Annotated in this window: 21 protein-coding genes; 7 read left to right on the forward strand and 14 right to left on the reverse strand. The window is 54.5% G+C overall.

All coding sequences use genetic code 11. The features are described 5' to 3' along the window. Positions 1-3: 3 nt before the first annotated feature. The 4 genes from BUB13_RS10940 (at position 4) to BUB13_RS10955 (ending at position 7,556) form a co-directional block, all read left to right on the forward strand. The gene (locus BUB13_RS10940; RefSeq protein WP_072908792.1) at positions 4-3,360 is read left to right on the forward strand and encodes a response regulator; all 3,357 of its coding nucleotides are present in this window, start codon (positions 4-6) and stop codon (positions 3,358-3,360) included. Positions 3,361-3,381: 21 nt separating this feature from the next. Further along, positions 3,382-3,783: a response regulator gene (locus BUB13_RS10945; protein WP_072908793.1), complete on the forward strand. Its 402-nt coding sequence runs from the start codon at positions 3,382-3,384 to the stop codon at positions 3,781-3,783. A gap of 14 nt (positions 3,784-3,797) precedes the next feature. Then, positions 3,798-4,868, forward strand: a complete 1,071-nt coding sequence (locus BUB13_RS10950) for a protein-glutamate methylesterase/protein-glutamine glutaminase (RefSeq protein ID WP_072908794.1) — start codon at positions 3,798-3,800, stop codon at positions 4,866-4,868. 99 nt (positions 4,869-4,967) lie between these two features. Next, positions 4,968-7,556 carry a hybrid sensor histidine kinase/response regulator gene (locus BUB13_RS10955; protein ID WP_072908795.1) on the forward strand — a complete coding sequence of 863 codons (2,589 nt, stop codon included), beginning with the start codon at positions 4,968-4,970 and terminating at the stop codon, positions 7,554-7,556. A gap of 61 nt (positions 7,557-7,617) precedes the next feature. On the opposite strand, the gene BUB13_RS10960 is transcribed toward BUB13_RS10955, so the two are convergent. From BUB13_RS10960 to BUB13_RS10970, 3 genes are all read right to left on the reverse strand, one after another. Continuing rightward, positions 7,618-7,776 carry a bacterioferritin-associated ferredoxin gene (locus tag BUB13_RS10960; protein WP_072908796.1) on the reverse strand — a complete coding sequence of 53 codons (159 nt, stop codon included), beginning with the start codon at positions 7,774-7,776 and terminating at the stop codon, positions 7,618-7,620. Positions 7,777-7,783: 7 nt separating this feature from the next. Beyond that, positions 7,784-9,202, reverse strand: coding sequence for a cardiolipin synthase (gene cls, locus BUB13_RS10965; RefSeq protein WP_072908797.1), 1,419 nt, complete (start codon positions 9,200-9,202; stop codon positions 7,784-7,786). A 120-nt stretch (positions 9,203-9,322) separates the two neighbouring features. Next, positions 9,323-9,655: a hypothetical protein gene (locus BUB13_RS10970; protein WP_072908798.1), complete on the reverse strand. Its 333-nt coding sequence runs from the start codon at positions 9,653-9,655 to the stop codon at positions 9,323-9,325. A 158-nt stretch (positions 9,656-9,813) separates the two neighbouring features. On the opposite strand from BUB13_RS10970, the gene BUB13_RS10975 reads away from it, so the two are divergent. After that, a complete protein-coding gene (locus BUB13_RS10975; protein WP_072908799.1) occupies positions 9,814-10,266 on the forward strand; it encodes a hypothetical protein in 453 nt (150 codons plus the stop codon). A 94-nt stretch (positions 10,267-10,360) separates the two neighbouring features. Here the strand turns inward: BUB13_RS10975 and BUB13_RS10980 are convergent, their stop codons facing one another. From BUB13_RS10980 to BUB13_RS10990, 3 genes are all read right to left on the reverse strand, one after another. Further along, positions 10,361-10,753, reverse strand: a complete 393-nt coding sequence (locus BUB13_RS10980) for a PEGA domain-containing protein (RefSeq protein ID WP_072908800.1) — start codon at positions 10,751-10,753, stop codon at positions 10,361-10,363. 307 nt (positions 10,754-11,060) lie between these two features. Beyond that, positions 11,061-12,413, reverse strand: a complete 1,353-nt coding sequence (locus BUB13_RS10985) for a hypothetical protein (RefSeq protein ID WP_072908801.1) — start codon at positions 12,411-12,413, stop codon at positions 11,061-11,063. Positions 12,414-12,438: 25 nt separating this feature from the next. Next, on the reverse strand, positions 12,439-13,083 hold the full coding sequence (locus BUB13_RS10990) for a PspA/IM30 family protein (RefSeq protein ID WP_072908802.1): 645 nt from the start codon (positions 13,081-13,083) through the stop codon (positions 12,439-12,441). Positions 13,084-13,338: 255 nt separating this feature from the next. On the opposite strand from BUB13_RS10990, the gene BUB13_RS10995 reads away from it, so the two are divergent. Next, positions 13,339-13,746 carry a hypothetical protein gene (locus tag BUB13_RS10995; protein ID WP_072908803.1) on the forward strand — a complete coding sequence of 136 codons (408 nt, stop codon included), beginning with the start codon at positions 13,339-13,341 and terminating at the stop codon, positions 13,744-13,746. A 21-nt stretch (positions 13,747-13,767) separates the two neighbouring features. Here the strand turns inward: BUB13_RS10995 and uvrA are convergent, their stop codons facing one another. Then, positions 13,768-16,578 (reverse strand): excinuclease ABC subunit UvrA, encoded by a 2,811-nt coding sequence (gene uvrA, locus BUB13_RS11000; protein WP_072908804.1) that lies wholly within the window; start codon positions 16,576-16,578, stop codon positions 13,768-13,770. A 160-nt stretch (positions 16,579-16,738) separates the two neighbouring features. Then, positions 16,739-17,737 carry a 4-hydroxythreonine-4-phosphate dehydrogenase PdxA gene (pdxA, locus tag BUB13_RS11005; protein ID WP_167366814.1) on the reverse strand — a complete coding sequence of 333 codons (999 nt, stop codon included), beginning with the start codon at positions 17,735-17,737 and terminating at the stop codon, positions 16,739-16,741. A 180-nt stretch (positions 17,738-17,917) separates the two neighbouring features. Between pdxA and BUB13_RS11010 the strand changes: the two genes are divergently transcribed. Continuing rightward, on the forward strand, positions 17,918-18,580 hold the full coding sequence (locus BUB13_RS11010; RefSeq protein ID WP_072908806.1) for an SDR family oxidoreductase: 663 nt from the start codon (positions 17,918-17,920) through the stop codon (positions 18,578-18,580). 41 nt (positions 18,581-18,621) lie between these two features. On the opposite strand, the gene BUB13_RS11015 is transcribed toward BUB13_RS11010, so the two are convergent. The 6 genes from BUB13_RS11015 to BUB13_RS11040 form a co-directional block, all read right to left on the reverse strand. Next, positions 18,622-19,161 carry an NADPH-dependent FMN reductase gene (locus tag BUB13_RS11015; RefSeq protein ID WP_072908807.1) on the reverse strand — a complete coding sequence of 180 codons (540 nt, stop codon included), beginning with the start codon at positions 19,159-19,161 and terminating at the stop codon, positions 18,622-18,624. Between the two features lie 18 nt (positions 19,162-19,179). Further along, a complete protein-coding gene (locus tag BUB13_RS11020; RefSeq protein WP_072908808.1) occupies positions 19,180-19,893 on the reverse strand; it encodes a pirin family protein in 714 nt (237 codons plus the stop codon). 53 nt (positions 19,894-19,946) lie between these two features. Further along, positions 19,947-20,387, reverse strand: a complete 441-nt coding sequence (locus BUB13_RS11025) for a MarR family winged helix-turn-helix transcriptional regulator (protein WP_072908809.1) — start codon at positions 20,385-20,387, stop codon at positions 19,947-19,949. A gap of 129 nt (positions 20,388-20,516) precedes the next feature. Then, complete coding sequence (locus BUB13_RS11030) at positions 20,517-21,884, reverse strand: dihydrolipoyl dehydrogenase family protein (protein WP_072908810.1); 1,368 nt, start codon at positions 21,882-21,884, stop codon at positions 20,517-20,519. 10 nt (positions 21,885-21,894) lie between these two features. Continuing rightward, positions 21,895-22,335, reverse strand: coding sequence for a MarR family winged helix-turn-helix transcriptional regulator (locus BUB13_RS11035; RefSeq protein WP_072908811.1), 441 nt, complete (start codon positions 22,333-22,335; stop codon positions 21,895-21,897). Positions 22,336-22,416: 81 nt separating this feature from the next. Further along, positions 22,417-23,298 (reverse strand): AraC family transcriptional regulator, encoded by an 882-nt coding sequence (locus tag BUB13_RS11040; RefSeq protein ID WP_072908812.1) that lies wholly within the window; start codon positions 23,296-23,298, stop codon positions 22,417-22,419. Positions 23,299-23,425 lie beyond the last annotated feature (127 nt).

Genomic DNA, 23,425 nt, shown 5'->3' on the forward strand with positions numbered 1-23,425 from the left:
GCGATGAAAGAACTGCTGAAAGAGTTTTGTAAAATATTCTTGCCGATCCTGCTCGGGCTGTCCCTGGTCTTCGGACTGACGTTTCGCCACGTCCAGTTCGACTACGACAAGCTGGTTTCCCTGGAGCAGGAGAGCCTGTTGAAGCGGCAGGAACTGGCCTTCTACCAGACCATTGAACCCTTGCTCGGAGAGCTTAAAGTCCTGGTTGCTTTGGCGACGCCACATATCGAAAAGGGTGTCTTGGTCCCGCAAGGATTCTCCCATCTGCAGGAAGACTTTTTTGCCTTCAGCAACAACAACAAAATCTATGACCAGATCCGTTTCATCGATCCGCTGGGCAGAGAGCAGATTCGTGTCGACTGGACACCGGATGACGGCGCTCAACTGATCCCGCAACATCAATTGCAGGACAAAAGCGACCGTTACTATTTCCAAGAAGGTATGCGCCCCGGCAACAACATCTATATTTCCGCTCTCGATCTGAATATGGAAAATGGCAGGGTCGAACTGCCATTTAAGCCGATGCTGCGCCTGACAGCCCAGATCACCGATCAGCAGGGAGAGGTTCAGGGGCTGATCGTGCTGAACTATCGTGCATCGCACCTGTTGAACCGGTTGCAGCAGGTTTTTTCCGAGCAGGCCGGGGAACATCTTTTACTGAATCAAGCAGGCTATTTTATTATCGGCCCCAGCGCAGAGCAGGAGTGGGGCTCTGTCCTGAGGGAGCGGAATCAGAGCACCTTTTCCCGTTACGCTCCTGATACCTGGCAGAAAATCAGCGAAGGAACCAGAGGCCAGCTCGCAACCGATAACGGTCTGTACAGCTATGCCCGCATCTCTCTTTTTAAACATTTACAGGACGTGCACAACTCACAACTGAAAGGTTCTGTCAGCGAAGATTGGTTCCTGGTCTCCAGGATCCCACCGGAGTTGATGGTTGAGCCGCACCGCTTTCAGTCACAAGCAATTGCACTGCTCGCCATTAGCTTTCTGGCCCTGCTCTCCCTTGCCTGGAGTCGGGCCAATGTTAAAAATCGGAGGACGCAGGAACTGCTGCATGAAAGTGAGGACCAGTTCCGCAACGCTTTCGAGTACGCTCCGATCGGTATGGCCCTGATCAACAGGGACGGAAATTATGCCCAGACCAACCAGGCGATGTGTAACATGCTCGGCTTCAGCCCGGAAGAACTGAAACAACAGAACTGCATCGGTTTAAGTTGTGCTGATGAGATCGACGACATTCAGGAACTTTTCCAGCGCCTGCTCTCCGGGGAGCGTGACCATGTACAGATGGAAAAGAACTACCTGCGCAAATCGGGCGAAAAAATACGGGCCCGGGTGTCCGCCTCGGTTACGCGGGATAACCAGGGTCAGGTCAAGCAGATCATTGCCCAGATTGAGAATATCGACGCGATCAAAAAAACGCAGCAAGCACTGATCGACGCCAAACATGAAGCGGAACAGGCCAACGCGATCAAAGACCGTTTCATGGCGACCATGAGCCATGAGATCCGTACACCGATGAACGGTGTTATCGGCATGACCGAGCTGGTCCTCGACACCGAGCTTGACCGGGAACAACGTGAATGCCTGGAGATGGCCAACAAGTCTGCCAAGGCGCTCTCCAGCCTGCTCAACGACATCCTCAATTTCAGCCGCTGGCAACAGATCGGGTTGGGATTGCAGGAAGAACAATTCAACCTGCCCCAGTTACTGGACGAAACGGTCAAAGGCCTTAGCGTTCAAGCGCGCAGCAAGGGGCTGGAACTGATTTACGATGTCCCGAAAGATATTCCGCAGCAGGTCATCGGTGATTCCAGCCGCCTGCGCCAGGTCATCTACAACCTGTTGTGGAATGCGATCAAGTTTACCAGCTCCGGTGAGGTTGAGCTGAAAGTCCGCAGTAAAGGACCGGCCGTTGCCGGAACCAAGGTTCCGCTCACCTTTGCCATTCGCGACACCGGGATCGGCATTCCAGAAGAAAAGCAGCAGGATATTTTCCGCAGTTTCGTTCAGCTTGATAACGGCTCTAACCGGCAGAACGAAGGCGCCGGCCTCGGACTGGCCATCGTCTCGCAAATTCTGCAAGCGATGGACAGCAACCTAGAACTGCAAAGCGCTCCGGGCCAGGGCAGCACCTTCTCTTTCAGTGCCCAGATTCTGATCGCCGAAACAGCGGAGGAAGAGGCCCCGACAGAGGCTGAAGAGCAGCAGGTTCTGCTGGTCGATGACAACAGCAACGCCGCCAGCGTTTACAGCGCGATCCTGGCAACACTCGGCTTTCAATCACTGGTTGCCCACGATGGCTACCAGGCGTTGTCGCTGTTGAAAAAGCAACGGCAAAAAGGTGAATCTGTCTGTCTGGCGATCATCGATTATTCGATGCCGGGGCTGAACGGGCTGGAGCTGGCAGAGAAAATAAAAGACGACCCGGAAATCGATGATTTCCCCCTGCTGATGCTCAGTGGCGGTGTCGGAATTTCACCGGAGCGTTGGCAGGAAGCCGGTTTCATCGATTATCTGCAAAAACCGATTTCGGCCAGTGAGCTGCAACAGGCAGTAAGAAAAACCCTGCAGCTGACAGACCCCGAGCAAAATCAGCAGATGCCCCACATAAAAGGGCCGGTCGATCGCAGCAAGGGATTGAATATCCTCGTCGCTGAAGATAACTTGGTGAACAGCGAAATCGTCCGCATCCTGCTGGAGCGGCTGGGGCATCGTTCGACCCTGGTGGAAAATGGCCTGAAGGCGGTCGAGGCTTTGGACCAGCAGCAATTCGACCTGATCCTGATGGATGTTGTTATGCCGGTACTTGACGGCTATGCTGCAACCAAGCTGATCCGGACCCAGCCGAGCCAGGAGAACGAACAGGATATCCCGATAATCGCCCTGACCGCAAACGCCGGCGATGAAGACCGGCAGGCCTGCTTCGCCGCCGGAATGAATGGCTTCCTGCCAAAACCTTTGGACCTGGCTGAGCTGCGCGATAAGATCGACGAACTGGTCGGTGACAGCAGCGGGAAAAGAACCCAGCCGACGGTCGCTGTCGACATCATCAGCAAGCGGCTGGATGGCGACACAGAAGCAATCAAAGTGGTCTGTGAAGCCTTTCTGGAAAGCGGTAACAGTCAACTCGCAGCGTTGCAGAACGCTTATGACAGCAGCAATCTCGCCGAGTTGAAACGCCACGCCCACTCGCTGAAAGGGGCGGCAAGAAACATTGCCGCCGAAAAGCTCGCCCTGCTGGCTGAAGAGTTGGAAGAACAGTGTACGGGCGAATTAGATATCGACTTTTTATTCCAGCAATTGACTGCTGAAATGCGGCAAGTGCTGAACGAACTGAAACATCTTAACCTGTAACTGATAGCTGGAGAATTTCCCATGCGTATCCTGATCGTCGAAGATGATTACACCAGTATGAAGTTGATGCAAAAGCTGCTCTCGGCTTACGGCGACACCACCACCGCCAGCAATGGAGAGGAAGCTCTCGAGTGCGTTCGCCTGGCGCTGGAAGAAGAAAAACCGTACGAACTGATCTGTCTCGATATCATGATGCCCGGTATCGACGGTCACCAAGTGCTCAAATCGATTCGCGCAATGGAAAAAGTCCGCGGCATCACACCGAAAGACGAAGCGAAAATCATCATGACCACCGCCCTCGATTCGCCGAAAGATGTGATCGAAGCCTATTATCAGGGCGGATGTTCCTCCTACCTGGTCAAGCCGATCGAGAAACAGCAACTGGTCGACAAGCTGGATGAACTGGGATTGATCAACACTTAAATACGGGGTTTTCTATGGCAAAGAAAATTAAAGTCCTGGTGGTCGATGACTCTGCCGTGGTGCGCCAGACCATGCAGCAACTGCTCGACTCCGATCCCGAGATCGAAGTGATGGGAACCGCCAACGATCCCTTCGCCGCCGCCAACCGGATGAAGGAAGAGGTGCCGGACGTCATCACTCTTGATGTGGAGATGCCGCGCATGGACGGGCTGACCTTCCTGAAGAAGATCATGAGCCAGCACCCGATCCCGGTGCTGATGTGCTCCAGCCTGACCGGCAAGGGAACGGAGACCGCGCTTAAAGCCCTAGAATACGGTGCAGTCGATATCATCACCAAGCCGGTGGTCGGCACCAAGCAGTTTCTCGAAGAGTCGAAAATCCGCATCTGCGATGCGGTCAAAGCAGCGGCACAAGCCCGCCTGCAGAAACAGGCGAAACCGACACTGAGCGCAGCGCCAAAATTGACGGCCGACGCCGTGCTGTCTAAAGGGTCAAGCAAAAGCCAGGCGATGATTCAAACCACGGAAAAGATCATCGTGGTAGGCGCCTCAACCGGTGGGACAGAAGCCTTGCGGGTCTTTCTGGAATCTTTTCCGGCCGATTCTCCCGGCATCGTCATCGTGCAGCACATGCCGGAACACTTCACCGCCACTTTCGCTCAGCGGCTCAATGAACTCTGCAACATCAGCGTGAAAGAAGCCGCCAACAACGATACAGTCGTGCGTGGTCGTGCGCTGATCGCACCCGGCAGCAAACATACCCTGCTCAAACGAAGTGGGGCCCGCTACTATGTTGAAGTGAAAGATGGCCCGCTGGTCTCGCGCCATCGCCCGTCGGTCGACGTGCTGTTCCGCAGCGCCGCCCGTTACGCCGGGAAAAACTGTGTCGGCGTTATCATGACCGGCATGGGCGATGACGGTGCCAAAGGGATGCTGGAAATGAAAGAGTCGGGGGCCTACAACATCGCCCAGGATGAAGCAACTTCGGTGGTTTACGGTATGCCGAAAGAAGCAGTCAAACTTGGTGGTGTGGACAAAATCGTGCCGCTTGATAAAATCTGCATGGAAGTTCTACGGTCCTGCTAAAGGCATTAGCTTCACATCGACCTTCGAGAAATTAGTTTTCGCAGAAGGGCAAGTATGACAGGGAAGAGGTTTCAGATAAAAAACAAGCTCTGGTGCATCATGGCTGCCATCTGGACCCTGTTGCTGGCGTTCAGCACCTGGAACCAGATCAGAATTAGCGATGCTGGCGTTTTCAAGTTGGCACAAAGAGAGGCCCTGGTCAGCTATAATAAGGACCTGGTCTATCGACGCTGGGCTACCGACCATGGCGGTGTCTACGTTCCGGTAACCGAGCAGACCCCGCCCAATCCCTACCTGTCCCACGTTTCCAACCGTGACATCACAACACCAGCGGGTCAGCACCTGACCCTGCTCAACCCTGCCTATATGACCCGCCAGGTGCACGAACTTTCAGCCGAACAGTACGGCGTAAAAGGGCACATTACCAGCCTCAAGCCTCTCCGCCCCGAGAACACACCCGACCCGTGGGAAGAGAAACAGCTGCAAAACATTCACGCGGGGAAAATGCCAACCTGGCAGATATCCATGATCGCCGATGAAGAGCACCTGCGCATGCTTTACCCGATGATCACGGAAGAAAAATGCCTGAAGTGTCACGCTCACCAGGGCTACAAAATCGGTGATATCCGTGGCGGGATCAGTGTTTCTGTACCAATGGCAAACTACAATGCCACCAACCTGCAGAACCTCAAAATCATCAGTTTGACCAACAGCACCATCTGGCTGCTTGGTATCAGCGCCATCTTCTGGATACGACGCTATGTCAACAGGCAGTTCGGTGAGCAGGGTCAATTGCGTGAAGCGGCGGAAGCGTCACAGAAGAAGTTCCAGGTTCTCTTTGATGATGCGCCCTACGGGGTTGGCATTGCAGATAGCGAATCCGGAAAAATCCTCACCTGCAACCAGGAGCTGCTGAGAATTACCGGCTACAGTGAAGAAGAGCTGATTGGTCAGCCACAGGCAAAACTGCATCCGACCAATGGCGACGGCAACAATTATTCAGAAAGCTTCAAAAAGCATCTTTTGAAACCGGGCGGCACCACCCTGGTGACCCAAGTCCTGACCAAGCGGGGAGAGCTGCGTGATGTCGAGATCAAAACCAGCCGTTTAGAAATGGATGGAAAGCAGGTCCTGCACGGCTTTTTCAACGATATCACCGAACAAAAAGCCATCACCGATGCCCTGCGCTTGAGCGAAGAAAAATTTGCCAGCGCTTTCGGCCATGCTCCGATCATGATTACCATCAGCAACTTGGAAGACGGCACCTACCTGGATGCAAATGCAAAGTTTTACCAGGTGACCGGGTTCAGCAAAGAAGAAGTGATCGGCAGGACATCAACGGAACTGGGGTGGATCACCCCGGAAACCCGTGAGCAGCTGATTGAAGTTCTGCGCCGCGATGGCCGGGCCGCAGGGATGGAGTTGGAGACCCGCGGCAAGGACGGCAGTGTCTGTAAATGCTCCTATTTCGGCGAGATTATCGAGGTTTCCGGACAGAAGAGACTGCTCTCGCTGGCGCTAGACATTACCGAACAGCGTGACCTGGAAGAACGTTTACTGCAGGGCGAAAAATTGCAAGCGATCGGCCTGCTGGCCGGTGGGATCGCTCACGACTTCAATAATCAGCTTTCAGCCGTGCTCGGCTATGCCGAACTGATGGAGCTGAAAGCCCAGGACGATCAGACCCGCTCCTTCGCCCAAAAGATCAAGATCGCGGCAAAACGTGCAGCGGATGTCACCCAGCAGCTGCTGGCGTTCAGCCGCAAAAAAGACAGCCTGGAACTGCCGATAAAAATCGACATGCTGGTCAACGAGGTGGCGTCTATCCTGGAGCATAGCATCGACAAGAAGATCCGCATCCGCAAAAACTTCGACGCCATCCACTCCACGGTTTTGGGTGATGTCAGCCAGCTGCAGAATGCACTGCTGAATATTGCCATTAACGCCCGTGATGCCATGCCGAATGGCGGTGAACTGAGTTTCAAGACCGACCTGAAGAAACTGGATGAAAAATACTGCCAGACACGTCCGGAGGAGTTGGCCGCAGGAACCTATCTGCAGCTGCAGATCACCGACACCGGTACCGGCATCGAGCCGGAAAACCTGAAAAAAATCTTCGATCCCTTTTTCACCACCAAGGACATCGGTAAAGGAACCGGCATGGGGCTGGCCAGCGCTTACGGTACCTTGCGCAGCCATCACGGCTTTATCGAGGTCAGCAGCGAGCTCGGCATCGGCACGACTTTCAGCCTCTACCTGCCACTGCTGATCGAACAGGACATGGAAGCGGTGCTGGACACAGACTCTCCTCTGCCGCGGGGGGAAGGAAAAATCCTGCTGGTCGATGACGAAGAGCTGGTGCGAAAAGTGTCCTCGGCCATGCTGGCAGAGTTGGGTTACCAGGTGAAGTGCTTTCCGGATGGAGAGGCCGCCTTCGAATACTATCGCAGCAACTGGCGCAATATTGATTTGGTGATCCTCGACATGATCATGCCGAAACTGAACGGTTTGGAAACCTACGCTGCCATGAAGCAGGTTAACCCGGCGATCAAAGTGATCATGGCCTCCGGCTACAGTGGCGACAAGGAGATCGAAGAAATCCTTCAGAATGGTATTCTCGGCTTCGTCTCCAAACCGATGGAGCACCAAGAGCTGGCCAGCATCATCGCCAGAGTATTAAAGAAATAACCAATTATTGCTTCATCTTTTTTTGACTGTCGTTCACAACACGGTGAACGTCGGCAAGGCATCAGCGCCCTTCAGGATGCATATCCGGGCATTGACAGCTTCCCTTTTGTTTTTCCGCCACGATTTTTTCCAGAATCGCTGATCGACCGTTATTCCGCTGAACATCGTCGCGTATGTCGGCTTCGCTGTAATTGAAGCAGTAGCAGATTTTTTTCTTCATCACATCTCTATAGGTAAGGCGTAAAGAGCTTGCAGAAAGAGTCACGTAAGCGCAATGGCAGTGAACGCTGATCGATCTCTTCCAGCGTCACCTTCCGCGATAGTTTGCGTGACTGGTCGAAGTGTTCACAGAGTTCATCAATACTCTCGTCACTGAATATTTCCACGTTAAATTCAAAATTTAGCCGCAGGCTGCGCGGATCAACATTGGCTGAACCGATCAGGGCATACTCGTCATCGATCAGCAATAGCTTGCTGTGAACAAAGGGGGGTGGCTGGAAATAGATTTCGACTTGATGCTCCAGTAGCTCAAAGAGGAAAGCATTGGTCGCCCAGGCAACATAGGGCAGGTTGTTTTTCTCTGGCAGCAGTATCTCAACTTTAACACCACGCAGTGCTGCAGCGTTGATTGCCGCTAGCTGGGCACGGTTAGGAATAAAATAAGGGGTCATAATACGGATACGCCGTTTGGCACAGGCGAGCGCCCCGATCAGAATCCAGTTCAGCTTTTCATGCGGCTCGTTCGGCCCGGAACTGATCCCGCGGCAGCAGGCGTTGCCAACGACCTGAGCCTCTGGCCATTCCCGCTGTTTGCGTTTCTCGTCGGTTGCAAAATGCCAGTCTTCCAGGAAAGCATCGCGCAGCTGGTGGCTGACCGGCCCTTCAAAACGGAAATGCAGGTCGATGGTGCGGCGGGGGTTGTTCTTGATTTTTGCCAGGTGTTTGTCACAGATATTCATCCCGCCAGTAAAGCTGCACTGGTTGTCGATCACCAGAATTTTACGGTGATTGCGCATGTTCAGATAAAGACTGCGTGTCAGACTGGGCGGCATGAAAACAGCGTACTTAACCCCCTCTGCCGCCAGCAGCTTGCGTACTTTGGCAAAAGCGTAATACTGGCCGAAGGCATCGATCAGCACCCGGACATCCACGCCACGCCGGGTGGCATCAGCCAGCTCCTTGACGAACAGCTGTCCGGTCCGATCCGCCTTGAAAATATAGCTGCAAAAAAACACCGAATCCTTGGCCGAGCGGATCGCTTCCAACATTGCCGGGTAGGCCTGTTCGCCGTTATAGAGCACTTTGACCCGATTGCCGCAAACCAAGGGGCGACGGGTGACAGCATCGGAGAGGTGAATCAGGGCACGACTGGTCGTGCTTTCCGGGAAATAGCAGGAATCGAGATCACTTGGAGGGGTATCGTCATTCAGCCAATGCATCCCCTGCCCTTGCCGCTGCAGTTCCAACGCGCGGGTGCGGATGCGGTTGACTCCAAACATCCAGTAAAACAGTGCCCCTGCTCCCGGGACTGCAAGGCAGGTCACAATCCAGCCGAGTCCGGCGCGGGGATCACGCTTGGAGAGCAGCGCGTGACCGGCCGAGAAGAAGGAAAACAGCCAGAGAACAACCAGTAGCATGTTCAGCATGGACCCCCCGAAAAAGAGGAGATATTTAACATTTTCAATAGGTTAACAGGTGAAACCAAGGTTGTCCAGAACCTGAAGAAGGAGCGGTTAAGCGGATCGCTAAAGCGATCCGCAGGAAAACTAACGTAAAGAGGTACCGCAACGGGCACAGGTAAGAACTGTATTGGTGGAAATCTTATCGCCACAGGTCGGGCAATTGAACCAATGGCGGCAGAAACGGCATTGCTGCTCTGAAAGGCCCTGTTTCTTTTTACACTTCGGGCAGCGCCGATACATTTTGCGATTTTTCAGGTAATCCTCAAAAAACAAGCCACAGCGCGGGCATTCCGCTGTGCCCGGCTTGTGAATAATCGCTTCGCAACCGGGGATCGGGCACTTGAAGACCCTTTTACAGTTGTTGCACCAGTATTCACCTTTTAACTCTTCACCGCAGCTGGGACATTTTTTTGCCATCGTTCGACTCCGTTGTCGTTGTTGATCGTCGAGATAGTCAACTTCAATAATAATAGACCACGGCGGGATTGCCAAGAAGAAGTCGATACCGCTTGTCTTGGATGACACTTACTGCTATTCTAGTTTAGCTGTTTCTAATAATTGTGCAGGAGTTGCTGATGACCAACGATTTCCGCGTTGAAAAAAGGGAAGAGCAGATCCGCCTGTTCATGGCTGATGGCTTTGAACTGAGCGCCACCGTTTTTCTCGCCCAATACGCCATGTTTCACTCCGGCGAACAAACTGTTCTCGACCTGCTGCTGGAAGAAGATCCCTTCCTCCCGGCCAAATCGACGGACGGCGAATTCCACCTGATACGCAAAAGGATGCTGAGCCACGTCTGCTGCCCGGTCGTACTGGACGACGCCCTTGGCTACAGTGAACGCAATGTCCGTATCTGTTTTCCGGGCGGTGTTGAACTGCAGGGAATCGTCAAAATGGATCTGCCATCACATGCCGCCCGGCTGACCGACTATATCAACGGCGGCAGCGAGTTTTTCCCCCTCTTTGCTGAAGGAGAGAGCTACCTGGTCAATCGCCATCTGGTTCGCAATATCGTGCTGATCGATTGAGAGAAAATAAGCATTAAAATGAGCGAAGGCCAGTCCCGCAAGGGGCTGGCCTTCTTTTTTGCCGGCAAATCTGGCAGATGACGAGAAGAACGATTTATGGCTCTACATCGAGTTTCGCTGTCATCTGCGGGCTGCTGCGTTTCATGACGAACAGATAACTTTCTTTCAGCTTTTTGGTGAACAGGGTCCCGAGCCAGAGGGGGCTCCAGACCACGCCCGCCGCCAACCAGCGCTTCATAGCGCCGGAATCAGTTTTGTCAGCCTTGATGGTCAGATCGACCTGTTCGTAACCTTGCTGCGAAATGGTCACCTGATGCTGACTTCCACTGCTCAGAGCGTAATCGTAGCGAACCGGGGTTTCCCCGATTTCTTTACCATCAATAGTTACGACAGCTCCGGGCGGTTCTGATTGGATCAGTGCCTGATGGGGGGCACAGGCGCAGAGAAACGCGCACAATACGATAAGGGTTAGCAGTTTACTTTTCATTTAAGTTCTCCTTTACGAACCGACTTGCCGGCAGATCTATTTGTGCAATGCCTGTGCCGCCGCTCGAGCTTACGCGGTCTGACTGCGAAAAGTGAAGGACAAGCGGTGTAATATCAGCAGGATAAATTACTCAAAATAAGAATCTAAATGCTTATCGACCTGTCTTCACATAAACTTAAGGAGTTATTTTTGCGACACTTTTTGCCACTGATGTGCAGTTTTTGCGTCAGCGGGGTGGGAGCAAGAGCTTCTGTTTTTTCACCCCCGGGAGCACATATCCTGCTCCCGGGAAATTTAATTATTGCGTTTACCGTTCCCATTGGTTGAGGCGGGTACGAACATGCTGCACCCTTGCGCGCAGCCGACCGCCGTTGCGCTCGAGGAAGGACGCCGAAATAATTATCGCCACACCGATGACCATCAGACTGCTCCAGCCGGCCAGCGAGAAATGGTGCAGGGCAGCTTTTACCTGGTAGCCCAAACCGAACAGAGTCCCGAGAGCCCCACTGAAAAAGATGATTTTCTGCTCACAGAGATAGCCGTAGACCAGCACGCTGATCGAAATCAAAAGGCAGAAAAGTGCCGCTTGCAGACCGGAGTGGAACAGCAGGTTCGCGCTGCCGCCGAGGATGGCGACAATAGCTGCGGCACGCCGGTAGTTGCGCCCGCTGCAGAGGGAAAATCTGGAGAGAAGATAGAGGATCCCGGAAATCGGCATAATTGCCAGCAGCAGTTCCCAATCTGATCCGATGCGCCAGCTGCGATCAAGCAGCTCCGCCAGGTTCAGCCAGGCAACGCTGGCGACAATGGCGCCAAAAATCTGCGAAGCTCTCTGCCAGGAGGCACGGCCGGTGAACTGTGGCAGAATGACGAAAAAGAGGGCCGCAACAGCAATCAATATGGCAGAGACGAACAACTGGTTTGGCGTGTAGAAGTAGCAACCACGGCCGATCAGAATAGCTGCAGGAATCCACAGAGCGGTACGCGAAAGAATGCCTTCAAATGTGCGCAAAGAAGTCTCTTTTCGGAAAGCACTGATTTCGTTGAAGGTCAGAGCCGCGATCAGCAACATAAAAACTGCAGCGATTGCATTCGGCTGTCGGGTCGGCAGCAGCAACGTCAGGTTGCTTATCAGAAAGGTCACTGAAAGCAGCTTGGCCCGGTTGTGACCAAGGGTCATGAAAGAGAAATGTCCCAGCGGGGCCAGCACGGCAATTCCACCTAACGCCATCAACAGGGCCATGCCGGGGCTGGATGCAACCCAGGTCGCATATCCCGGAAGTTGTGCAAAGGAGCCATCCCAGGAAAATTGGGAGAAGAGGAGAGCGCCCATGATAGAGAAGTTGATCGGCGTAACCGCCAGGGTCAGGCCGAGCAGGGTTCTGGCCCCTTTGCTCTCCTGCAGGCGCAGACCGCAGAACAGACCGCCCAGCGACAGGATGGCAGTAAAGCCGAGCAGCAGCAGAAAGCGCTGCAGGTCGCTGCCCGGTGTCCAGTGCTGAAAAAGAAAGGTCGATGCCGAAGCGACAATAATAATAGCACCGAGGCTGCGCAAAATACGCGAAATGGTCTTGGTATCGGTCAGGCGAAAAGTATCCTGCGGCTTGGCCTTTTCGTCTTCAACTTCAAAAATAAAATCTGGTCCGCTCTGGTTGTTCATAACTGCCTCCTGTCTCAGCCGGTGTCTAGTTCTGCGTATCGATCAGCTGCTGTAATTCTTCGCGGAGTTCCGCTTCTATCTCTTCGCTGGCAAAAGACTCTTCCAGCGGGTCGATATTGATCGCGCACTCGCTGCTGAGTTCTTTTTCGGTAATCCGGATCTCCCAGCGATCGAAGATATCGTCTACTTCGTTGCCGATGTCGGTGCTGCCGACCTGAATGCTCGACAGCGCTTCGGCACAGGACTGCCGGGAACGCATCATGTTGCGCTTTTCCACCAATTCGGCCAGTTGCTCCTCCATGCCAGCGACTTCTTTGCCCAGCTGTGCCTCAACCTGCTCATGCTCCCTGACCCGTTTCTGCAGTTGACTCCGCAGTTGCTCTGCCTGTCTGCCGCGGCGCAAACAGTCAATCGCCCGTGCTTCGTCGGCTTTTGCCACCTGTGCCGCCCGTTCGCGCCAACGCTCAACGTTCTGCTCTTCGTTCTGCAGCCGCTGGCGGAGTTTGTTGCCATCCTGGCGGAGGCGACCCAACCGAACCTTGGCCTTGGCGACCGCCTCGCGCGATTCTTTCAGGGTGCTGTTGATCAGCGCTTCCTGGTTTTCGATCTGGCTGACGGCCCAATCGACTCGTGAAAAAATTCCGGTTGTCCAACGCTTGATTGCTTTCATGATTTTCTCCTTTTTTGATGTTTGCAAACAACATCGCAGGAGCCATGCCAGACTGAACGAATCGACACAAACCACTGAAAAAAAAGAGCTTTCCATTAAAAGCGAATATTGCAAGTTCACATCGAAACAAAACTGATAAACATAAATTGCATATTAAGTATTCATTTTTTGAACAGATGGGAAAAAGATATCGGGGCAGAGGAGCAAGCTTTCATGCTAAGCTTGATTGGAACAGCCCCTGAGAAAGAGCAGAGAATGAAGAGCCTTGTCACCATAATAGTCCTAACGATGATCAGCTCCAGCGCCATCGCCGGCGAGTTGAAACCTTTCACCTCCGATGGTTGCAGCTCATTTCCAGACGGTACCATCGCACAGCAGAACCTGTGGCTGGAGTGCTGCGTGGAACATGACAAGGCTTATTGGGCGGGAGGAACCGAGGAGCAAAGAGAAATCGCGGATGAAAAGCTGAAAAAATGCGTCACCAAGGTCGGCCAGCCGGAAATAGCCAAGCTGATGCTGGCAGGCGTCCGGGTCGGCGGCACACCTCACTTGCCAACCTCGTTCCGCTGGGGTTATGGATGGCCATTTCCGCGAGGCTACAAGGCGCTAACCGAGCAGGAGATGCTCGAGGTCAAAGAAAAGCTGGCAGCCCGGCCCGAGTAGCCTTGGACCGGACCTTCCAGATCACGTCAGGTATTGGCGTAAAAACTCACCGGTGTAGGAACCTTCAACCTGCGCCACATCCTCCGGGGTCCCAGCCGCTATGACGCGGCCACCACCACTACCCCCTTCCGGGCCGAGATCGATGACGTAGTCGGCGGTCTTGATTACATCGAGGTTGTGTTCGATCACCACCACCGTGTTGCCGGTTTCGACCAATCGGTTGAGCACTTCCAGCAGCTTGTGGATATCGGCGAAATGCAGACCGGTGGTCGGCTCATCGAGGATATAAATCGTCTTGCCGGTCGCCCGTTTGCCCAGCTCGCGCGCTAGTTTAACCCGTTGCGCCTCACCACCGGACAGGGTGGTCGCGCTCTGTCCCAGCTTGATATAGCCGAGACCGACATCACGGATCGTCTGCAGCTTGCCGCTGATCTTCGGGATATTCTCCAAGAAACGGCTCGCCTGGTTGACGGTCATGTTGAGCACATCGGCGATGCTCTTGCCCTTGTATTTCACTTCCAGGGTTTCGCGATTGTAGCGCGCCCCGTTACAGACTTCACACTGAACGTAGACATCAGGCAGGAAATGCATTTCAATCTTGATGATACCGTCACCGCTACAGGCCTCGCAGCGTCCGCCTTTGACGTTGAAGGAGAAGCGGCCCGGTTTGTAACCACGGATCTTCGCCTCTGGCAGTTGAGCGAACAGTTCACGAACGTCGGTAAAAACACCGGTGTAAGTCGCCGGGTTTGAGCGCGGGGTGCGGCCGATGGGAGACTGATCGATATCGATCACCTTATCGAGCTGCTCCAGCCCCTTGATTCCCTTGACCGGTCCGGCTTTCTCGCGATTTTTGTGCAGCTTCTGCGCGAGCGCTTTGTAGAGGGTCTCGATCACCAGAGAAGACTTGCCGGAGCCAGAAACACCGGTGAAACAGGTGAGTACGCCGAGGGGGATTTTCACGTCGACATCCTGCAGGTTGTTGGCCCGTGCACCAAGGATTTCCAGCCAGCGCTCGGTTGTCCGGCGCTCGCTCGGCACCATGATCTGCCGCTTACCGGAAAGGTACTGCCCGGTCAACGACTCCTCGACCGCCATCACCTCTTCCGGCGTGCCCGCGGCAACCACCTCACCGCCGTGCATACCGGCGGCAGGCCCCATATCGATGACATAATCGGCAGCGGCAATAGTCTCCTCGTCATGCTCCACCACCAACACCGTGTTGCCGAGATCGCGCAACCTCCGCAACGTTGCCAGCAAGCGCTGGTTGTCCCGTTGGTGCAGACCGATAGAGGGTTCGTCGAGGATATAGAGCACGCCCATCAGCGAAGAGCCGATCTGGGTCGCCAGCCGGATCCGCTGGCCTTCGCCACCACTCAACGTGCCGGAACTACGGTCGAGGGTCAGGTAACCGAGGCCAACGTGGGACAGGAATGAAAGGCGTTCGCGAATCTCCTTGAGAATCCGCCGGGCGATCTCCGCCTGCTTGCCCGGCAGTTCCAGTTCGGTGAAGAATTTTTCCGCATCCGCAATCGACATGGCGCAGGTCTGCTGGATATTTTTCCCTGCCACCATGACGTAAAGGGATTCCGGCCGCAGCCGCGCCCCTTCACAGGTCGGGCAGGGAATCACGCTCATAAAACGTTCGAGGTTCTCACGCACGCCGTCAGAGTCGGTCTCGCGATAGCGCCGCTCCAGGTTGGTAATCACCCCCTCGAACGGTTTTTCGTAGAAATGCCGCCGCTCGCCCTGGTCGTAAAAGAAGCGCACGTTCTCTTCGCCGGAGCCGTAGAGGATAATATCCTGCAGCTTTTTCGGCAGCTTGTTGAACGGTTTGCGGATGTCGAACTCGTAGTGCATCGCCAGCGCTTCAAGCAGTGCCTGGTAATAATAGCCGGTACGGGTATCCCAAGGGACGATGGCACCGTCACGCAGACAGAGATCGGGGTTCGGCACCACCTGCTCCGGGTCGAAATAGTTGCGCGTTCCCAGTCCGCTACAGTCAGGACAGGCTCCGTGCGGGTTGTTGAAGGAGAACATGCGCGGTTCGATATCGGGATAGGAGAGGCCGCAGGAAATACAGGCGTGCTTGGCGGAAAAAATGTAACTATCCCCATCCGGCACCTCGATCCGCACCAGCCCGTCAGCCAGCCGCAGCGAGGTTTCAATCGAATCAGCCAACCGCGACTGAATACCATCTTTGATCACCAAGCGGTCGACAACGACTTCAAGGGTGTGCTTTTTCTTTTTATCCAGTTCGATCTCTTCACCCAGTTCGCGCATCTCTCCATCGACACGAATGCGGACAAAACCGTCCGCTTGCAGCTCGGCCATCTCCTTGCGGTACTCGCCCTTACGTTCGCGCACAATCGGCGCCATCACCAGCAGCTTGGTCCGCTCCGGCATCTGCATCACCCGGTCGACCATCTGCTCAACAGTTTGCGAACTGATCTTTTCGCCGCAACGGTGACAGAGAATCTCGCCGACGCGGGCGTAGAGCAGGCGCAGGTAATCGTAGATTTCTGTTACGGTACCGACGGTGGAACGGGGGTTTTTCGAGGTGGTTTTCTGTTCGATAGAGATCGCCGGTGAGAGGCCGTCGATCTGATCGACATCCGGCTTCTCCATCTGCTCAAGGAACTGGCGGGCATAGGCCGACAGGCTTTCAACGTAACGGCGCTGCCCCTCGGCGTAAATGGTGTCGAAGGCGAGAGTCGATTTGCCGGAGCCGGAGACGCCGGTAATGACCACCAGTTCGTCGCGCGGGATGTCGATATCGATATTTTTCAGGTTGTGCTCGCGGGCACCGCGGATTTTTATTTTGTCGATCATAACGTTTTCCCCTCCCCTCGAGGGAGGGGATTAAGGGGAGGGGGCGCTTATGCCACCCCCCCCCCCCCCCCCCCCCCCCCCCGGGGGGGGGGGGGGGGGGGGGGGGGGGCGCTTATGCCACCCCCACCCTAACCCTCCCCCCTCAAGGGGGAGGGGACTTTTACTTGGTCATCTCTTCCGCCATCTTGATCGCTGCAATCAGGCTGGCGGTATTCGCTTTACCGGTTCCGGCCAGATCGTAAGCGGTGCCGTGATCCACGCTGGTACGGATAATCGGCAGACCGAGGGTAACGTTGACGCCGTCATCAAAATGCAGCAGCTTGAGCGGAATCAGCCCCTGATCATGATACATGCAAACGACCGCATCGTATTCCCCTTTGGCCGCGAAATGGAATAAGGTGTCAGCACTGTGCGGGCCACTTGCGTTGATGCCATAGCTGCGCGCCTGCTCAATGGCCGGAGCAATCAGCCGCTCCTCCTCGTCGCCGAACAGCCCGCTCTCCCCGGCATGCGGGTTGACAGAGAGCACCGCCAGCTTGGGATCGGCGATACCGAACTGGTTGCGCAGACTCTGGTCGGTAATGTGAATCGTCTGCAGAATTTCCGCCGTATTCAAAACCCGCGACACATCCCTGAGACCAAGGTGAGTGGTCACCAGCGACACTTTCAGCTTTTCACCGGCCAGCATCATCACCACCTTTTCCACCCCGCAGCGCTCGGCCAGCAGCTCGGTGTGCCCGGGGAAGTGTACCCCGGCCTGGTTGATGATCGCCTTGTTGATCGGGCAGGTCACCATCCCGGCCGCCAAGCCGACCAGGCAACGCGCCACCGCCCACTCTATGTAATCGGCCATTGCCCGCCCACAGGGTAGTTTGGGGCAGCCGAACTCAACCTTTTCTTCATCCAGGTAAGAAAGATTGACCACCGGCAGACTGCGTTCTCCGCAGGTCAGCGTCCAATCCTGGTGCGAATGCTGCTCCAACTCGGCTTCACAGTCGAAAACTTTTGCTGCCCGCTGCAGTACGGCGGCATCTCCCACCACCTGCAGTGGTCGCTCGAAACGATCCAGCTCACCGGCCAGCAAAGCTTTGATAATCAATTCCGGCCCAACCCCGGCCGGATCACCCATGGTTATCAGTAACGGCTTCAATGCAACCACCTTTCGAATCTCGCAAAAGCGTAAGTTTAACCGATTTGGTCAGGGTAAAACAATAGCTGGGGCGGTATACATTTTCTGAAGAATATTTGCGAAGTGTTAAAATTGTGTGATTGGTTTTCCCATGATCGAAAAGACGCTATGCTGAAGCTAATTATCCATAACAAAAAGGAGAAAAAATAGATGAAACATGTCGTCATTACCGGTGCCAACCGGGGTATCGGTCTGGAATTGGCCCAGCACTACCACGCTGAAAAATGGAAAGTGACCGGAGTCTGCAGAGAAAGTTCTGCCGAGCTCGATGCCGCAGCCGAGCAGGTTATCAGCAACATTGATGTCACCAGTAAAGAAGATGTCGACAAACTGGTGGCGAGCCTCAGCGGGCAAAGCATCGACCTGCTGATCAACAACGCAGGCCTGCTGCAGGATGAAGTGCTCGGTTCCATCGACTACGATTCCATCCGCCTGCAGATGGAGATCAACGCCTACGCACCGTTGCGCATCAGCGAAGCGCTGCTGCCGAACCTGCAAGCAGGCAGCAAGATCGCCAACATCACCAGCCGCATGGGCTCCATCGCCGACAACGATTCCGGCGGCCGTTACGGCTACCGCGCCTCGAAAGCGGCGCTCAACGCTTTCGGCAAATCGTTGGCGGTCGATCTGCAACCACGTGGTATAGCCGTGGCGCAGTTGCACCCCGGCTATGTCAAAACCCGCATGGTCGATTTCGGCGGCCTGATCACGACGAAGGAATCGGTCGAGGGCCTGATCAAGCTGATCGACAACCTCAACCTGGAAAACAGCGGCTCATTCTGGCACAGCAATGGTGAAGAACTGCCTTGGTAAAATTGTCCGGTCGGGTCGTCCACGACCCGACCGGAAGCAGATTATTCTGTTACCTTTTCCGTCCAGCTTTTAAGTGCCGACAGCAACGCTTCAACCTGGCGCATAATATCTTCACTGGTGAGTGCCCCGGCGTTATCGAACGTACCGGCAAATGCATTGACAAAAACCTCCGGCTTATTCAGCGGATGCAAATCAAGGTAGACACAGACCTGCCGCAAGTGATACTGCGCTCGGGCGGTCCCCACCCCACCGCCGGCACCAAGGATCGCCACCGGCTTGCCAGCCAGCAGGTGGTTGTCCGGTTCACGCGATGCCCAGTCGAGGGCATTCTTCAATGCCGGTGCCAGTGAATAATTGTATTCGGGACAGGCCAGCAACAGCGCATCGGCCTGCTCAAGCTGTTGCAATAACGTTTCAACTGCCGCCGGTTTTTCCGCGATATCGGAGTTGTAAAAAGGCACTTCTGTCAGATCGGCAATGTCGATTTCCATCCCTTCAGGCGCGTTATCCTGGGCATAACGAAGCAACCCCATGTTGGTTGAGTCTTTTCGCAAACTACCATTGATTCCAAGAACGTTCATCGTTTCCTCCTGTTTCTGTTAGCTTTTCAGCGGCACTTCAATCGCCAGTATTTCCGCAGCATCGTCGGCCTTAATCAAAAACTCGCCACCTTCGACAAGCCCAAGTCCATCCCGCTCTGCCAATTGTCGCCCGGCAATGGTCGGAGCTCCGGAAAGGACAAAGAAATAGACCCCGTTCGTCTCTAGCTGCTTTGAGTAGACCAGCTCGCTGCCGGGGCCCTGTTTAGCCAATGACAGCCATGCGTTCTGGTTGATCCAGATCGTGTCCATCCCCTTTTCCGGGGAGGCCAATGTTTGAAAGCGATTGACCCGCTGCTGGGGGTCAAAGCGCTGCTGACCATAGCGCGGAGCGATATCCTGCTCTTTGGAAAAAATCCAGATCTGCAGAAAATTAACATCGTCCTGCTCGGAGTTGTTGTATTCCGAGTGAGTGACGCCGCTACCGGCCGACATCACCTGCACCTCACCGGCTGAAACGACATGCTTGTTGCCCATGCTGTCCTGGTGGCGCAACGAGCCGGACAAGGGAATCGAGATGATTTCCATGTTGGCGTGGGGATGAGTACCGAACCCCATGCCCGGCTTGACGATATCGTCATTGATCACCCGCAGCAGGCCGAAACCCATCCGCTCCGGATCCTGGTAGTCAGAGAAACTGAAGCTGTGCCGACTGTGCAGCCAGCCGTGGTCTGCCAGTCCTCGCGTTTCCGCTTTGTGCAGTACCTGTGTCATTATCCTTATCCTTTTCTGCAGAATGTTTCGACGTCGAAATAATAACTTAAAAATTATTTCCCTTTACCCAGTTTTTTCAGCAACGTCGCCAGCTGTTCCTGTTCATCCGCACTCAATACGCTGAATTCATGCTCAACAATCTTGGCGTGGCGTGGAAAAACCCTGCCGATCAGTTTTTCGCCTGCATCGGTCAATGTTACTGTCACCCGCCGCCGATCTTCCGGAGCTCGCATCCGCCGCACCAGGTCCTTTTTTTCCAGACTGTCAACAACGGTGGTCAGGTTGGCGTTGCTGCGCAAAATCTTTGCGCCCAATTCGCCCTGACTCAAAGGGCCGAGATGGTAGAGAGCTTCCAGCACGGCAAACTGGCTGTGAGTCAGCTTGTCCGCCGCAAGATGCCGGTGAATATCGCCTGTGACCCGGTTGGTGGCCCGCATCAACTTGACATATAGATTGAGGGCCTGGCGCTGCGATTTCTCGGGTTGTTTTCTCATTTTCCGCTCCAATTATTTCGACATCGAAATATTTAACTTCAGCATAAAGCCTGCTCCGATAAGAAATCAATACCCTGGTATTAAAAAACGGGCGCGATGTAAAAATCACGCCCGTTTCCTGCCTTCACTTTAAGCCTGGTACTGGAAATGGTGCACCGCTTTGACGACGTTGGTCGAATGGGTCGGATGCGCATGCACGGTGTTGCCGACCTGTTCCAGCGTCAGCCTGTTATCCACGGCCAAAGCCAGCTCGTGAATCATCTCGGTCGCTACTTCACCGACTATGATGGCACCGGTGATGACAGAGCTTTCTTCTTCGGCGAACAGCTTGACGAATGCCGGCGCCACTTTGTCGACCACCGAGCGCCCGTTCGGAACCGGCGACATGGTGAAGCTCTTCATCCCTGCTTTTACTTCGCTGACACCGATGGCGGCGACTTCCGGATAACTGAAAACCACGCGCGGCACGCCATCTTCATCAAGCGATGCGTTAGCTCCTTTTGCCATATTCATGGCAAGTATCGCGCCTGCCTTTTCGGCGGCATGGGCCAGCATCAGCCCCCCGGTGACATCTCCAACGGCGAAGATATGCGGCACGCTGGTCTGCATCGCCGGAGAAACTTTAATCGCACCCTTTTCGACTTCAACCCCGGCCGCATCGAGATTGAGCCCCGCAACCATCGGTTTGCGACCGACACCGACCAGAACTTTATCGACGATCTCAGTCGTCTCGCTGCCCTTGTATTTGACCACAACCTGCCCGTTTTCCACCTGCAAGGCTTCGATCATGGTTCCGGTTTTGACGCTGATCCCCTGGTTTTCGAAAGCATCAGCCAACGCTTTGCCGGCTTCAGCATCCTCACGCGGCAACAGGGTTTCAAAGGCTTCAACCAGGGTCACTTGACTGCCGAAACTGTGATACATGGTAGCAAACTCGCAACCGATCGCGCCGCCACCGACAATCAACAACCTTTCCGGCAACTCGGTGTTCTTCAGCATATGATCGCTGGAGAGGATATATTCTCCATCAAATGGGGCAAACGGCAGCTCGACCGATTCGGAACCGGTTGCGATAATAATCTGCTCACCTCGAATGATTTCGCTGCTGCCGTCATTTTTTGTAATCAGAATTTCGTGCTCCGACTGGAAAGAGCCGAGACCGCGGAAAATCGTGACCGGAGACGGGTCAATCGATCCCTGGATCATACCCTTCAACTTATCCAGGTCAGCATCTGCGACCGCCCGCAAACGTTTCAGATCGACCGGACCGGCACTTAAATCGAGACCGTATTTCTCGCCCTGCCTGGCATAACGATAAGCCGTCGCAGCCTTGAGCAAGGCCTTGGTCGGCATGCAACCGCGGTTGAGGCAGACACCGCCAAAATCGTCATGCTCGGCCTGAACCAGGGCGACCGATTTTTCCATCGCGGTCAACATCATGCCCGCGGTAAGTCCGCCTGGGCCACCGCCAAGAACAACAACATCAAAGCTTTTCATCTTTATCTCCTTAAATTTCGTTATTTGTTTCCAGTGCCAGCAGGGCACTGTCGAGTAGCCGGTGGAAATCTGAGATGTCGTTCACCGACATACGACCAGTCATTTTACCGATCACCTCGTCACGCTTTTGCTGCAACGCCTCCACCGTCGGCCTGATGCGATCAGTCAGGTAGACCCGCGACTGGCGTTTGTCCTGCTCGCAGGGAATCCGCCGGATCAACCCATCCCGCTCCATCCGCCGCAGTGTATTCGCCATAGTCGGCTGCTCCACCTGGATCCGGGTACAGAGCTCGGCCTGGGTCTGACCTTCCAGATCATGCAGACAGCAAAGCACCGGCAGCTGCCCTTGGGACACACCTTCCGGCTTGATCTGGTCATTCAGCTGAAGCATCAGCAGACGATTCAGGTAGTGAAGCTTGTAAGCCAGATTGTCATTTTTACTGTCTTCCATCGTCCGACCTCGCAAAATAGATAGCCTGCTATGGAAAATTACATAGCAGGCTATCTATTGTCAAGCTTATTAGGGAAGCTCTTAAGCGATCCGCAGTTCCCGCATCATCTCTGCCGGGCTCTGGCCGAAATAACGTTTAAACTCTCGGCTAAACTGCGACGGGCTTTCGTAGCCGACCCGGTCGGCGGCAACGTAGGCTTTCAAACCATCCTGTACGATGAAATCGCGCGCTTTACTCAAGCGGATCTTTTTCAAGTACTGCAGCGGCGAGTCGGAGGTCACCTCTTTAAATGCGCGGTGGAACGCGGAAGGGCTCATGTGCGCCTGCTGCGCCAGGCGATCGACATCAAGGTTTTCAGCAAAATCTTTTTGGATCAATTGCAAAGCACGAGCGACACGGGCAAAGTTGCCACTGTGGGAGGCCAACGCGTACAGTACCGGGGACTGCTGCCCCTGCAGGGCGCGAAACAGGATCTCTTTGCGCAATCCGGGGCCAAGAATCTTCGCTTCAGTTTCGCTCTGCAGTGCTTTCAGCAAACGGCCAACAGCTGCACTCATTTCCGGTTCCAGCAGCGCCGGCCCGATGGCCCGCGGCAGGACGTTATCACTGCGCACCGTCACCTCGTGATCCTGCCCCAGCTGGGCGATCAGTTCATGCAACAGCGGCAGGTCGATATCGATATAAATACCCAGTACCGGGTTCTCCGGCGACGCCTGGGTTTCGCACTCGAACGGCATGGTCACCGAGGTGACCAGGTAGTTGTCGGCATTGTAGGGAAAGGACTTACCGCCCAAGTAGCCAATTTTTTTGCCGGAGACAACAATGCAGATACCGGGATCGTAAATCAGCGGGCAACGAGGAATCGGCCGCGAGGCTTTGAACAGGCGGACTCCGGCCAGCCTAGTTTCAGTAAAGCCGTCCCTCGGTGTGAGCTGCTGCAGCAATTTTCCAAGTTCACTCATCGCAGATTCCTTTTTGTATCAAAAGAGATGATTCGACAAGAAATCTACCATATTTAGATTTAAAAAGGCATCTTCAAGCAGGAATAGGCAATTCTTTGACAGGATTCAATATTTGCAACCGGCTTTC

This window comes from Malonomonas rubra DSM 5091 (genome assembly GCF_900142125.1).
GTDB lineage: Bacteria > Desulfobacterota > Desulfuromonadia > Desulfuromonadales > Geopsychrobacteraceae > Malonomonas > Malonomonas rubra.